This window comes from uncultured Jatrophihabitans sp. (assembly GCF_964246335.1).
Lineage (GTDB): Bacteria > Actinomycetota > Actinomycetes > Mycobacteriales > Jatrophihabitantaceae > Jatrophihabitans.
In genome coordinates this window covers 1-12,851 of record NZ_CAXTQF010000048.1, presented here as the reverse complement: position 1 = coordinate 12,851, position 12,851 = coordinate 1, and the positions used below count along the sequence as shown (strand labels likewise).

The 12,851-nt window shown below is 69.8% G+C and carries 13 protein-coding genes and 1 tRNA gene; 9 read left to right on the top strand and 5 right to left on the bottom strand.

The genetic code is table 11. The features are described from left to right. Positions 1-2: 2 nt before the first annotated feature. The 3 genes from ACFFCN_RS13525 (at position 3) to ACFFCN_RS13515 (ending at position 2,194) form a co-directional block, all read left to right on the top strand. Positions 3-428 carry a BLUF domain-containing protein gene (locus ACFFCN_RS13525; RefSeq protein ID WP_375492385.1) on the top strand — a complete coding sequence of 142 codons (426 nt, stop codon included), beginning with the start codon at positions 3-5 and terminating at the stop codon, positions 426-428. Then, positions 425-1,708: a diguanylate cyclase gene (locus ACFFCN_RS13520; protein ID WP_375492383.1), complete on the top strand. Its 1,284-nt coding sequence runs from the start codon at positions 425-427 to the stop codon at positions 1,706-1,708. Before ACFFCN_RS13525 ends, ACFFCN_RS13520 begins: the two co-directional genes overlap by 4 nt. 174 nt (positions 1,709-1,882) lie before the next feature. Next, a complete protein-coding gene (locus tag ACFFCN_RS13515) occupies positions 1,883-2,194 on the top strand; it encodes an STAS domain-containing protein (RefSeq protein WP_375492381.1) in 312 nt (103 codons plus the stop codon). A 242-nt stretch (positions 2,195-2,436) separates the two neighbouring features. On the opposite strand, the gene ACFFCN_RS13510 is transcribed toward ACFFCN_RS13515, so the two are convergent. The 5 genes from ACFFCN_RS13510 to ACFFCN_RS13490 form a co-directional block, all read right to left on the bottom strand. Then, complete coding sequence (locus tag ACFFCN_RS13510) at positions 2,437-2,871, bottom strand: type II toxin-antitoxin system VapC family toxin (RefSeq protein WP_375492379.1); 435 nt, start codon at positions 2,869-2,871, stop codon at positions 2,437-2,439. Continuing rightward, positions 2,868-3,122 carry a type II toxin-antitoxin system Phd/YefM family antitoxin gene (locus ACFFCN_RS13505; protein WP_375492377.1) on the bottom strand — a complete coding sequence of 85 codons (255 nt, stop codon included), beginning with the start codon at positions 3,120-3,122 and terminating at the stop codon, positions 2,868-2,870. Before ACFFCN_RS13505 ends, ACFFCN_RS13510 begins: the two co-directional genes overlap by 4 nt. Positions 3,123-3,654: 532 nt before the next feature. Further along, positions 3,655-3,729, bottom strand: a tRNA-Arg gene (locus ACFFCN_RS13500). Between the two features lie 37 nt (positions 3,730-3,766). Continuing rightward, the gene (locus tag ACFFCN_RS13495) at positions 3,767-4,525 is read right to left on the bottom strand and encodes a DUF305 domain-containing protein (protein ID WP_375492375.1); all 759 of its coding nucleotides are present in this window, start codon (positions 4,523-4,525) and stop codon (positions 3,767-3,769) included. Between the two features lies 1 nt (position 4,526). Beyond that, positions 4,527-5,441 (bottom strand): DUF3105 domain-containing protein, encoded by a 915-nt coding sequence (locus ACFFCN_RS13490; protein ID WP_375492373.1) that lies wholly within the window; start codon positions 5,439-5,441, stop codon positions 4,527-4,529. A 113-nt stretch (positions 5,442-5,554) separates the two neighbouring features. Between ACFFCN_RS13490 and argS the strand changes: the two genes are divergently transcribed. The 6 genes from argS to ACFFCN_RS13460 form a co-directional block, all read left to right on the top strand. Continuing rightward, complete coding sequence (gene argS / locus ACFFCN_RS13485) at positions 5,555-7,204, top strand: arginine--tRNA ligase (protein WP_375492371.1); 1,650 nt, start codon at positions 5,555-5,557, stop codon at positions 7,202-7,204. A 3-nt stretch (positions 7,205-7,207) separates the two neighbouring features. Further along, the gene (lysA, locus tag ACFFCN_RS13480; protein WP_375492369.1) at positions 7,208-8,614 is read left to right on the top strand and encodes a diaminopimelate decarboxylase; all 1,407 of its coding nucleotides are present in this window, start codon (positions 7,208-7,210) and stop codon (positions 8,612-8,614) included. Beyond that, entirely contained in the window at positions 8,611-9,912 is a 1,302-nt protein-coding gene (locus tag ACFFCN_RS13475; RefSeq protein ID WP_375492367.1) for a homoserine dehydrogenase, read from the top strand. The genes lysA and ACFFCN_RS13475 overlap by 4 nt, the downstream gene beginning before the upstream one ends. Next, positions 9,905-10,999: a threonine synthase gene (thrC, locus tag ACFFCN_RS13470; protein WP_375492365.1), complete on the top strand. Its 1,095-nt coding sequence runs from the start codon at positions 9,905-9,907 to the stop codon at positions 10,997-10,999. Before ACFFCN_RS13475 ends, thrC begins: the two co-directional genes overlap by 8 nt. 3 nt (positions 11,000-11,002) lie before the next feature. Further along, positions 11,003-11,929 (top strand): homoserine kinase, encoded by a 927-nt coding sequence (gene thrB / locus ACFFCN_RS13465; protein WP_375492363.1) that lies wholly within the window; start codon positions 11,003-11,005, stop codon positions 11,927-11,929. 292 nt (positions 11,930-12,221) lie between these two features. Continuing rightward, positions 12,222-12,851: Rho termination factor N-terminal domain-containing protein (locus ACFFCN_RS13460; RefSeq protein WP_375492361.1), on the top strand; the 630-nt coding region annotated here is incomplete at its 3' end.

Here is a 12,851-nt window from a genome sequence, read left to right as displayed (position 1 = left end):
GCGTGAGACGAATCGTGTACTGCAGCCAGTCGACGCACGACTTCACCCCCGACGAGCTGGTCGACCTCCTGGGCACGTCCCGCGACAACAACGAGCGGGACGGGCTGAGCGGCATGCTCCTGTACTCCAGCCAGAGCTTCCTGCAGCTGCTGGAGGGAGGGGACGCGGCCATCAGGAGCACGTATGAGCGCATCGCCGCCGACCCGCGGCACATGAACCTGCGCAAGCTGGCCGACATCGATGTGCCCGCGCCGACGTTCCCCGACTGGACGATGGGGTTCGAGCATGTCGATGACGAGGAACTGGCCGACGATCTCGACGGATTCACGCCGGCCACCCTGTACCCGTTGGTCAATCCCGACCTGATCACGAACGCCGGAGTGGCCACGACCTTGCTGGGCCTTTACGCCAAGAACAGGGTCCGATGAACTCACCTGTCGCTTCGCCGCGCCGGCGCGCCGCTACCGCCGAGGAGATCTCGGCCCTGCGCGTGACCGAGGTCGAACTGTTCTCGGTGGCCGGCCACGACGGCTACCTACGGGAGGTCAACAGCGCCTTCGCGCAGCTGCTGGGCCGACAACCCGACGTGGTCCACGGCAGCTCGCTGCTCGAACTGGTGCACCCGGAGGATCTGCCGGCCGTCGTCGCCGCCGTCTCGGCCCTGGAGGGTGGCGCGGCCGAAGTACAGGTCGAGAACCGTTTCGCCCGCGCCGACGGCAGCTGGTTCCACCTGCACTGGGTTGCGCGGCCGATCGAGGGCACCGAGCTGTGGTGGGCTGCGGGACGGGACACGTCTGAGGTCCACCGCCTGCTGCTCGAGCGGTCGCACCTGCAGACCCGGTTGGAATTGTCGATCGGGCAGGCGACCGCGGCCATGTGGGAGTTGAGCATCGGGACCGGCCAGTTGACGTGGGAACCGCACGCGGCGGAGCTGTTCGCCGCTGCAGATGAACCGCCGGCCGACGTGACGGCATTCGGCGCACTCGTCGATCCGCGCGACCGCGACGCCGTCGCCAGCGGATTCGCGAATCTGGCCACCTGCGGCAGCGTCGAGGTCGCGGCGCGTATCGGTGCCGACCTGACCACCCGCCACCTCTCGTTGCGCGGCAAGGTGCTCGACCGGGATCGACGTGGCAGGGCGGTGCGTGCGGTGGGTCTCGTGCTCGATGTCACCACCGAGAAGGCCATGGAGGAGCAGATGCTCCGCATGATCATGAGCGACGGGCTGACCGGCGTGCCGAATCGTCGCGCGTTTGATCAGGCACTGCGTACCCAGTGGCGACGCTGCATCCGGGAAGCGGTACCCGTCTCCGTTGCCATGGTCGACATCGACAACTTCAAATTGTTCAACGACACCTTCGGTCACCTCGTGGGCGACGAGGTGCTGTGCTCGGTAGCGCGGACACTGGCGAATGCGCTGCGCGAAGAACACGACCTGCTCGCTCGCTTCGGTGGCGAGGAATTCGCGATCGTTCTTGCCGGCGCGGATCGGGATGCGGCGCACAGCACGGCCACCCGCCTGGTGGAGGCGGTGCGGTGCGTGACGCTTCGCCAGGCGCCCGATTGGAGGCTGAGCGTCTCCATCGGCACGTGCAGTTGGCAGCCGGGCGAGGCCGTCATGAAGTCCGGCGATGCGCTGGGCCGAGCCGACCGGGCGCTTTATGCGGCCAAGCAGGCGGGGAAGGACCGGGCGGCGACGGCCGGGTGACGGGAGCTCGTCCCGGGCGTGGCGGGCCGCTGGTTAGCGGCCGGTTGTTGCGGTAAGACTCGACCCGACACAGCGCGGACTCAGGCAGGATGCGGTCCGGCTAGGTGTCTCGTTCGCGACGAAAAGGGGTGCCGGTGCAACCACCGCCAGCGTGGGCCTGTCCGGGTCGAGCCCATGTCGCGTGAGCTGGTGACACTGAGCTGGGTCGGGGACGTCGACCTGGGGCGCGTCGAGGAGCTGCGCGCGCAGCTGACGCAGGCGCTGGCCGGCAACCCCGCCCAGCTGATCATCGATCTCAGCGAGGTCGCTTTCATCGATTCGATGGGAGTGGGTCTGTTGTTGGAGGCGCGGGTCGCAGCCATCCGCGCCGACACCCGGCTCGTCCTGCGTGACATGACCACCAGGACCCGCAGCATCCTGCTCGCCACCGGAACGTTGAAGCTCTTCAATCGGGAAGTCACGGACGCGCCGACGCAACCGGCGTGATGCCCGTTGCAAACTCCATCCGGACGGCCGTTCCGTGTTGTACCCCCGGCAGGATTCGAACCTGCGCTCCCGCCTCCGTAGCCGTTTTCGCGATTTTGATGATTGTTGGTAAATGCTTGGAGAGCCTGGATTTGCTGGTCTACATGCGTTTGTTGTAGTTGATCAACATGGACTGCTTTCAGTGCTGGTGGGTACCCGTTGCGTACCCGCGAAGATCAACTCTTTCGAGACGGCCGTCCGAATCAGCTGGGTCCAGCGTTCACGTCGAGTGTGTTCATGCCCAACGCTCGCCATGCGGCAAGCAGTTGCCGGTCGCCGCTCGCCGCCACGACGTCGGAATCGTTGATCGACTCGGCGCCTGCGCAGTGCGTCGCGTCGTAGCCGCGCAAGCTGTGCAGATCCGCGAGTGTTCCCGCTCGGTGGACGAGCGGCTCATCGACATCGACGACCTGGAACTGATCCCATGTCCCGTCAAGGAGCCCGAGCGCATCATGCTGCTGGGAACGAGTCAGCCGTTCGAGCCGGCGCGCCTGCGCGATCGCTGCGGCGGCCTCGACGTAGGCAATGCGGACCGACACGACATCCTCAGCGTCATCCCATAGCCGCTCGCAGATTGATGACGCGGGTTCGTCGATCAGTAATGGGACGAGCGCCGAGGTGTCGAAGTAGGCGATCACCGTCGCTGCTCGGCCACCAAGTCGCTCACCGTGCCGGCTGTCTTGAGGCGGCGTCCTGACGGCCTTTTCGGCTGCTTCGCAGGCGTCACCCGACCATCAGCGATGAGTCGCTCAAGGGCACTGGGCACGTCGACCGGGACGATGCGCGCGACCGGCACGCCATGATCGGTCACGGTGACAGTGTGGCCGGCCCGCACGTGTGCCAGGTGCCGGCTCAACCCGTCTCTGAGTTCTCGGACTCCGATGCTCATGCTTCCTCCTGTGGCTACATTTAGTGTAGCAATTATGGCCACCGACAGTAAGATCGAATTCTCGTCGATCGGCGTCCACGCGTCGCAGTAGCGTCAGCGGAAAGCGCACGGGAGGCATCGTGTCTTACGACCTGCAGGTCTATGCGCCGAGAGCGGTGTCCGCGGCCGAGCTTCGTGCGCTGGTGTCCGACGCAGGCCTCGGGATTGATGACGGCGAACCCGGCCAGGCGTTAACGGTCGTCCGCGGCGCCCGGCGCGCTGCACGATAATCAGACCGACCGGGTGTGGACGCGCGGCAAGCTTCGCACTCCACCTCGCGCCGAAGCGGGCACCGCGAGCGTCGTTGAGGTGCGTTGGTACGTGCGGTCGGACTTCGATGCTGCCGAGACGGCCGCGACCTGGATACAACTCGCCCACAGGCACATGCCCGAGGCGCTTCCTCGGCGCTACGGCACCTACGAGCCGTTGTCGCACAAGCTCGAGACCGGGGGCGACAACGCGTTCGTAGACTTCGTGCGCGGCGCGGACGGGATGGTGCCCCCGGCAGGATTCGAACCTGCGCTCCCGCCTCCGGAGGGCGGTGCTCTATCCCCTGAGCTACGGGGGCTCAGCCGAGCAAGACTAGCAGCGGCGCCGAATCGTGATCAGTACGTCGGTGCGGGCAGCGGCTGTCCGCCGAGCTTGCGCAGCAGCTGTTCCATCTGCACGATCTCGGTGCCCTGGTTGGCCAGCATGTTGCCGGCGAGCGTGCGCACGTAGGCCTCGCTGGCGTGCTGCTCGGCCACCCGCTCCATCGGTAGCCCGCCCTGGTGATGACGGATCATCAGCTGCAGGAACATGATGTCGAGTGCTTTGCCGTGCAGAGTCATGAGCTGGTTTAGCTGCGCCGGCGTCGCCATCCCCGGCATCGATCCGCTGCCGGACATCAGCCCCTCACCGGCCATGTGCATCTGCGTCATCTGCACGCCGGCGGAACCCATGTAGGCGTCCATCCAGGTCATCTGCTTGCCCGACGTGCGGGAGATGCCCCACGTGTCCAGCCACCCCTCCATCTCGCCCATCTGGATCGTCTGCGACGTGTCGATGTCATAGGCGAGCAGCCGGACGGCCGGGTTGGTGGAGTTGTCGCGGGTGTAGCCGGCCATGGTGACGGCCTGCTGGTGGTGCGTCGTCATGTCCCGGGCGAAGCCGGCGTCGACCGAGCTCGCGGCCGGCATCGACGCGGCGGTACTGGTGTCCGAGCCGCGCGATGCCCAGAAATACCCGCCTGCGACGGCAATCGCGAGCACCGCGACCGCGATGACGGCTACGAGGACGCGAGCGAGCCGTGGCGACCGCGACGCGGCTGCGGTGTCCGCCGCAGCCGTGTCCGTCGGTGGGGTGTCGTTGAGGATGCTGGTCATGTCACTGGATGGTCTGCGGGTGGCCCGGGGTGCTGTCGGCAGCCTTGAAGTACGGGTTCGAGCAGTCCGCGTTCTCCGGCGTGGTCTGCGGGTTGAACTTCAGCACCTTGATGAACTGGGCGATGCGCGGGTCCGCCGGACTGGACACGAACAACTGGTAACCCCACGCCTGCAACGAGATCGGCGTCTTGAGCCCGGCGTACGGCGACATCGCGGTGCGGTCCTGGCCCTTCACGTACGTCGCCAGCTTCGCGACGCCCGACTTCGACAGCGTCTTCGGGTTGTACGTCACCCAGACCGCGCCGTGCTCGAGCATGTGCACGGCGTTCTCGTTGGCGATCTGCGTGGTGTAGACGTTGCCGTTGCAGTTGGCCCACAGCGCGTTGTGATCGCCGCCGATGGGCGGGGAGTGGTCGTACTTGATCGTGCCGTCGACGTGGTTGTGCTCGGCCTCGACGGTGTACGTCACGCCCGGGATGGCCTTCGCCGCGGCCAGTTCGGGGTGTCGGTACGGGTCGTTGGCGTTGACCGACTGGCCGCCGTTGGTGGTGGTGGACGGCTTGCTCGCGCTTGACTTGCTCTTGCCGCCGCTCGTGGCGACCACAACGGCGACGATGCCCGCCGCGAACAGCACGATCACGGCCGTGACGATGATCAAGCCCCAGGGCGTCTGCTTCTGGTTGACGATCGACTTCCCGGCCTTGCGGTTCGGCGGCCGCCCACCGGCTCCGCGCGGCGGTGGAGCGGCGTTCTTGCGCGGGCGGGCGCCGGCGCCGTTCGCCGACGTCGTCGTGCCCGACGCGCGACCCGTGGCGCCGCGACCACTGCTCGCGCCGGCCGGCCTGCCGGTACCGCCGGGCTTGCGCGGCGTCCCCGACGTCGGCCTGCCTGCGGAAGGAGACTTGCGCTCGGGCATGAGCCTGCTCTCTAGCGTCGGGTGCGGTGTCCGGCTGATCAGTCTAGGTCGCAGGCCTATGAGTAAGGCCTGTGCGCGCAAATCCGCGGTCCGGCGGCCACTACGATTGCCCGGTGACTCGCGACGAACTGGAGAGCCGGCTCGCGCGCGCTGTCGCGCAGGTCGCGCAGGACGCCGGCGCGCAGGTGCCGCTCCCGATCTCCGCGCCCGTCGAACGCCCCCGCCCGGGCCACAGCGGCGATTACGCCTCCAACGTCGCGATGCGTTACGCGAAGGCGCTGGGCAGGCCGTCGCGCGACATCGGCGCGGCGATCGCCGACGACCTGCTGACCGACCCCGGCATCGCAGCCGTCGAGGTCGCCGGGCCGGGCTTCCTCAACATCACACTGGCCGCGGGCTCGCTGGGCGCGCTGGCCCGCACCATCGTCGAGCAAGATGCGCAGTACGGCCGCTCGGACACACTGGCCGGGCGGCGGATAGACCTCGAGTTCGTCTCGGCCAACCCCACCGGCCCGGTACACCTGGGCGGCGCCCGGTGGGCGGCTGTGGGCGACGCGCTCGCGCGCTTGCTCGAGGCCTGCGGCGCAGCCGTGACGCGCGAGTACTACTTCAACGACCACGGCGTGCAGATCGACCGGTTCGCCCAGTCACTGCTCGCCAGCGCGAAGGGTGACGCACCGCCCGCCGACGGCTACGGCGGGGCGTATCTCGACGAGATCGTCCACCAGGTCGAGGCGAAAGAACCCGACGTCCTGTCGCTGCCCGACGATCAGGCGCAGGAGGTGTTCCGCCGCGAGGGCGTCGAGTTGATGTTCGCCGAGGTCAAGCAGTCGCTGCACGATTTCGGCGTGGACTTCGCCGTCTGGTTCCACGAGGACTCCCTGCACGAGTCCGGCGCGGTCGACAAGGCGGTGCAACAGCTCAAGGAGTCCGGCCAGCTGTACTTCGCCGACGGAGCGTGGTGGCTGCGCTCGACCGACTTCGGCGACGACAAGGACCGGCCGGTCATCAAGAGCGACGGCAATCCCGCCTACATCGCCGGCGACCTCGCCTACCTGCGGGACAAGCGCGGCCGCGGATTCGACCTGTGCATCTACCTGCTCGGTGCCGACCACCACGGCTACATCGCTCGGCTCAAGGCGGCGGCCGAGGCGTTCGGCGACGACCCGGACACCGTCGAGGTCCTCATCGGGCAGATGGTCAACCTGGTCAAGGACGGCAAGCCGGTACGGATGAGTAAGCGGGCCGGCACCGTGATCACCATGGAGGACCTCGTCGACGCCGTCGGGGTCGACGCGGCGCGGTACTCGTTGGAGCGCTCGGCGATCGAGTCGCAGCTCGACATCGACCTCGACCTGCTGGTCAAGAAGTCGAATGACAACCCGGTCTACTACGTGCAGTACGCGCACGCGCGCACCTGCAACGCCAAGCGCAATGCTGCCGAGTTCGGCATCGGGCTCGACGTGTTCGCGCCCGAGCTGCTGACCAGCCCGTACGAAGCGGCGCTGCTGACCGCGCTGAGCGACTACCCGAACGTCGTCGAGAGCTCGGCCGCCTTGCGCGCACCGCACCGCGTCGCGCGCTACCTCGAGGACCTCGCCGGCACTTACCACCGTTGGTACGACAACTGCCGGATCACCCCGCGTGGCGACGACGAGATCACCGACACCAACCGCACCCGCGCCTGGCTGAACGACGCCACCCGCATCGTGCTCGCGAACGGGCTCGGGCTGCTCGGCGTCAGCGCTCCGGAGCGGATGTAGGCGATGAGCCGCAATGCGCACCCGGCGGGTCCGCGGCACGGTGACGTGCTGCCCGACGCCGCGCCGACCCGGGCACCGGCCGACCCCAACGCCCTCGACGCCGCCGTGTGGCCCGGGTCCGCGCAGCGCCTCGACGGCGTCGTGCACGTCGGCGGCGCGCCGCTGACCGCACTGGTCGACGAGCATGGCACGCCGGCGCTGTTCCTCGACGAGGACGACGTGCGCGCCCGCGCGCGTGGGTGGACCGCCGCCGCGAACGGCGTCGACGTCTACTACGCAGCCAAGGCCTTCCTGTGCAGCACCCTCGCGCGCTGGATCGCCGAGGAGGGCCTGGGCCTGGACGTCTGCACCGGCGGCGAGCTCGCCGTGGCGCTGGCCGCCGACTTCCCGCCGGATCGCATCGCCCTGCACGGCAACAACAAGTCGCGTGCCGAGCTGCAGCGTGCCGTGACCGCCGGCGTCGGGCGCGTCATCGTCGACTCGTTCGACGAGATCGACCGGCTGGCCGAGATCGCCAAGACCGCGGGTGTGCGCCAGCGCGTCCTGGTCCGCGTCACGGTCGGCGTCGAAGCCCACACGCACGAATTCATCGCGACCGCCCACGAGGACCAGAAGTTCGGCTTCTCGCTGCGCGACGGATCGGCCGAGCGCGCCGTGGCGCAGGTGCTCGACCACGCGTCGCTGCACCTCGCCGGACTGCACTCGCACATCGGCTCGCAGATTTTCGACACCACGGGTTTCGAGGTCGCCGCCCACCGCGTCGTATCGCTCGCCGCCACCGTCCGCGACGTGCACGGCGTGCAGGTCGAGGAGATCAACCTCGGCGGCGGTCTCGGCATCGCCTACGTCAGCGGGGACGACCCGGAGTCGCCGAAGCAGACGCTCGAACGGCTCAGCGGCATCGTCGAGCTCGAATGTGCGTCGGTCGGCCTGGCCCGCCCGCGGCTGTCGGTCGAACCGGGCCGCGCGATCGTCGGGCCCAGCGCCGTCACCGTGTACGAGATCGGCACGGTCAAGGACGTCACGCTCGACGGCGGGCAGGTGCGCCGCTACGTGTCCGTCGACGGCGGGATGAGCGACAACGTGCGCACCGCGCTCTACGACGCCGAGTACACCTGCGTGCTGGCCAACCGGGAGTCTGCCGCCGCGCCGCTGCTGTCGCGCGTCGTGGGCAAGCACTGCGAGAGCGGCGACGTCGTGGTGCGCGACACCTGGCTGCCGGGCGATGTGCGCCCCGGCGACCTGCTCGTCGTCGCGGCCACCGGTGCCTACTGCCGGAGCATGGCCAGCAACTACAACCACGTGCCGCGCCCGCCCGTCGTCGCGGTGCGCGACGGCATCTCGCGTGTCCTCGTGCGCCGCGAGACCGAGGACGACCTCCTTGCTCTCGACATGGGCCTGGCCCGATGACCGACGCGTTGAAGATCGCGCTGCTCGGGCACGGCGTTGTCGGCTCGCAGGTCGTGCGGCTGCTCGACGAACAGGCCGACGACCTCGCCGCCCGCATCGGCGCGCCGCTCGAACTGGCCGGGGTCGCAGTGCGCCGGCCCGCGCGGCACGCGGACGTGCCGGCGCACCTGCTCACCACGGACGCCGCAGAGCTCGTCGCCCGCGACGACGTGGACATCGTCGTCGAACTCGTCGGCGGCATCGAACCGGTCCGCGGCCTGCTGCTCAGCGCGCTCGAATCCGGCAAGAGCGTGGTCAGCGCCAACAAGGCGTTGCTGGCCGACGACGGCGCCACGCTGCACGACGCCGCCGCGCGGGCCCGGGTGGATCTGTACTACGAGGCCGCTGTCGCCGGCGCGATCCCGCTGCTGCGCCCGCTGCGCGAGTCGCTGGCCGGTGACCGCATCAACCGCGTCATGGGCATCGTCAACGGCACGACGAACCTCATCCTGTCCCGCATGGACGCCACCGGCGCGGGCTTCGACGAGGCATTGGCCGAGGCCACCGCACTCGGTTACGCCGAGGCGGATCCCAGCGCGGACGTCGACGGCTACGACGCCGCGGCCAAGGCGGCCATCCTCGCCGGGCTGGCCTTCCACACCCGGGTCGGCATGTCCGACGTCTTCCGCGAGGGCATCGGCGACGTCACCGCCGCCGACATGGCCAGCGCGCGGGCGATGGGCTGCACGGTCAAGCTGCTGGCGATCTGCGAGCGCCGGGTCGACGACAACGGCGTCGAACGCGTCGCGGTGCGCGCGCACCCGGCGATGATCCCGCGCAGCCATCCGCTCGCGAGCGTCGGCGACGCGTTCAACGCCGTCTTCGTCGAAGCCGAGGCCGCCGGTTCGCTGATGTTCTACGGCCGCGGGGCCGGCGGTGCACCGACAGCAAGTGCGGTGCTCGGCGACCTCGTGGCGGTGGCGCGCAACCGGGTCAGCGGCAGCCGCGGCGCGGGGGAGAGTGCCTACGCGCAACTGCCGATCCAGGGGATGGGCGAGGTCACGACGCGCTACCACGTCGCGCTCGACGTCAACGACGAACCGGGCGTGCTCGCCGGTGCGGCGCAGGCGTTCGCCGAGCAGGGCGTCAGCATCCAGACGGTGCGCCAGGAGGGACGCGGTGATGCCGCGACGCTTGTGCTCGTCACGCACGGGGCGAGCGACGCGTCGCTCGACGTCACGGTCCAGAAGCTGGCGCAGATGCCGTTCGTGCGCCGCGCCGCGAGCGTCATGCGAGTGGAAGGCATGGGCGGTGACTGACGTACGGGCGGTGCAGTCGCCACCGCGTCCGTGGCCCGGTCTGATCGACGCGTATCGCGACCGTCTGCCCGTCAGCGATCGCACCCCCAACGTCACGCTCTACGAGGGCGGCACACCGCTGGTACCGGCGCGAACGTTGTCCGAGCGCACCGGCTGCGAGGTCTACCTGAAGGTCGAGGGCGCGAACCCGACCGGCTCGTTCAAGGACCGCGGCATGACCATGGCCATCTCCAAGGCCGCGGAGGAGGGTGCGCAGGCGGTCATCTGCGCCTCCACCGGCAACACCTCGGCGAGTGCGGCCGCCTACGCCGCCCGGGCCGGCATGACCTGCGCCGTGCTGGTGCCGCAGGGCAAGATCGCGCTCGGCAAGATGGCGCAGGCGTTGGTGCACGGCGCCAAGCTGTTGCAGGTCGACGGCAACTTCGACGACTGCCTGGAGTTGGCGCAGAAGCTGTCCGTCGACTACCCGGTGGCGTTGGTCAACTCCGTCAACCCGGACCGGCTGCAGGGACAGAAGACGGCGGCGTTCGAGATCTGCGACGTGCTGGGCGGCGCGCCGGACGTGCACTGCATCCCGGTCGGTAACGCCGGCAACATCAGCGCGTACTGGATGGGCTACCGCGAGTACGCCGCCGACGACTCCGTCACCCATGTGCCGCGCGCGCCGCGCATGTTCGGCTTCCAGGCCGCCGGCGCTGCGCCGATCGTCATGGGTGCGCCCGTCGCGCGTCCGACGACGATCGCCACGGCCATCCGCATCGGCAACCCGGCGTCGTGGTCGCTGGCCGAGGCCGCCCGCGACGAGTCGGACGGACTCATCGATGCCGTGACCGACCGGCAGATCCTCGAGGCGTATCGCGTCCTGCCGCGCCACGAGGCGGTGTTCGTCGAGCCCGCCTCCGCGGCGAGTGTCGCCGGGCTGATGATGACCGCCGCAGACGGCCGGCTGCCGCGCGGTTCGCGTGTCGTATGCACCGTCACCGGCAACGGGCTCAAGGACCCGGACTGGGCGATTTCCGGTGCGCCCAAGCCGATCACCGTGCCGGTCGACGCGCACGCCGCGGCAAACGCGCTCGGACTGGCCTGAGCGGTGCTCCTCGACGCGTCGGTGCGCGTGCGGGTGCCGGCCACCAGCGCAAACCTCGGTCCGGGCTTCGACGCGCTCGGTCTCGCACTGTCCCTGCACGACGTCGTCACGGCGCGCGTCATCGAGCGCGGCGTGCAGGTCGAGGTACGTGGTGAAGCCTCGGCCGAGGTGGCCCGCGACGAGTCCCATCTCGTGGTCGCGACCATGCGGCGGACGTTCGACGAGCTCGCGGTGCCGCAGCCGGGCCTTGCCTTGGACTGCGCGAACTCGATCCCGCACGCCCGTGGTCTCGGGTCGTCGGCCGCGGCGATCGTGGCCGGCGTCCTGCTCGCCCGCGCGCTGGTCGCCGACGGCCGGCAGCGGTTGCCGGACGCGGACGCGCTCTCGCTCGCCGCGTCGATCGAAGGGCACCCGGACAACGTCGCGCCGTGCCTGCTCGGCGGGCTGACGATCGCGTGGGGTGACGCGGCCGGCGGCTTCCGTGCGATCCGTCGCGAGGTCGACCCGGCCGTGGTTCCGGTGGCGCTGATCGCGCCGTTCGCCGCCTCGACCGTAGTCGCCCGTGAGCTGCTGCCGGCCACCGTGCCGCACGCCGACGCGGCCTTCACCGCCGGGCGCGCTGCGCTGCTCGTCGCCGCGCTCACCGCGACGCCGCAGGCCCTCGTCGACGCCACGCAGGACCGGCTGCACCAGACCTACCGCGAGCCTGCGATGCCGCAGGCGATCGCACTCGTCGAGGCCCTGCGTGCCCGCGATCACGCCGCTGTGGTGTCCGGCGCCGGACCCACCGTGCTGGTGCTGGCTCGAGGTCAGGTCGAAGCCGAGTCGGTGGTCGCCACTGCGCCCACCGGGTGGCGCGCACAGCTGCTGTCGGTGGATGCCCGCGGGGCAGTCGTGGAGTCGGCTGCGGCAGGCGTGACCCAACCGTGACATCGGCCGTCGGGAACATCCGCCACACATCCGATGTTGCTGGCTAATATCACAGCGTCTAGGCTCGTCGGTGTCAGCACCGGTGCGGTGAACCCCCGCCGGTTTCCTTGACAGAGTCGACCCGCTCGGGCCCTTCCGGCGCGAAGCACGGCAGACGCTGACCCATCTCAGACTTCTCGGTTCGCCGGGAGAAATCGGATCGGTCGACATCCGGCCTGATCCGCCGCGTGACGTCACGGCGCAGCATCCTGTGCCCTCCACGCGGACCATTGAGTCGAAAGGTTCCGATTAAGTGACGGACACCCAGGAGCAGACCCTGCCCATCGGCGCCGAGGGCGCCGGTGCGCAAGCTGCCGGCCAGAAGGCCACCCGGCCCGCGGCCAAGCGGGGCTCGCTGTCGTCGATGCTGCTGCCCGAACTGCAGCAGACGGCCAAGGGCCTCGGCATCAACACCACCAAGATGAAGAAGAGCGACCTCGTCGCCGCGATCTCGGCCGCCCGCGCCGGCGGCAACGGCGCCTCGGCGCCCAAAGCCGGTAACGGTTCCGCGCCGACGCAAACGCCTGCGCAGACCGACGCGGCGCAGACCACGTCGACACCGGACGCGGCAGCCGCAGCGCCGGCCGAGACGACCCCGAACGGCCGGTCGCGGCGCCGCCGCCCCGAGGCCGATGCGGCGACCGACGCCGCGCCGCAGGGCGACGGCGACTCCCGAGCCACACAGACCGACGGGGGCGCCGACGGCGGCCGGGCCAACGGCAACGGCAACCAGAACCGGCGCAACCACCAGGACCGCCAGCGCAACCAGAACCCGCAGGGCGGCCAGAACCCGCAGGGCGGCCAGAACCCGCAGGGCGGCCAGAACCAGCAGGGCGGCCAGAACCAGCAGGGCGGCCAGAACCAGCAGGGCGGCCAGAACCAG

Coding starts and splice junctions, on each gene's coding strand:
- ACFFCN_RS13520 (WP_375492383.1), top strand. CDS start 425: ATGAACTCACCTGTCGCTTCGCCGCGCCGGCGCGCCGCTACCGCCGAG.
- ACFFCN_RS13515 (WP_375492381.1), top strand. CDS start 1,883: ATGTCGCGTGAGCTGGTGACACTGAGCTGGGTCGGGGACGTCGACCTG.
- ACFFCN_RS13505 (WP_375492377.1), bottom strand. CDS start 3,122: ATGAGCATCGGAGTCCGAGAACTCAGAGACGGGTTGAGCCGGCACCTG.
- ACFFCN_RS13495 (WP_375492375.1), bottom strand. CDS start 4,525: ATGACCAGCATCCTCAACGACACCCCACCGACGGACACGGCTGCGGCG.
- ACFFCN_RS13490 (WP_375492373.1), bottom strand. CDS start 5,441: ATGCCCGAGCGCAAGTCTCCTTCCGCAGGCAGGCCGACGTCGGGGACG.
- lysA (WP_375492369.1), top strand. CDS start 7,208: ATGAGCCGCAATGCGCACCCGGCGGGTCCGCGGCACGGTGACGTGCTG.
- ACFFCN_RS13475 (WP_375492367.1), top strand. CDS start 8,611: ATGACCGACGCGTTGAAGATCGCGCTGCTCGGGCACGGCGTTGTCGGC.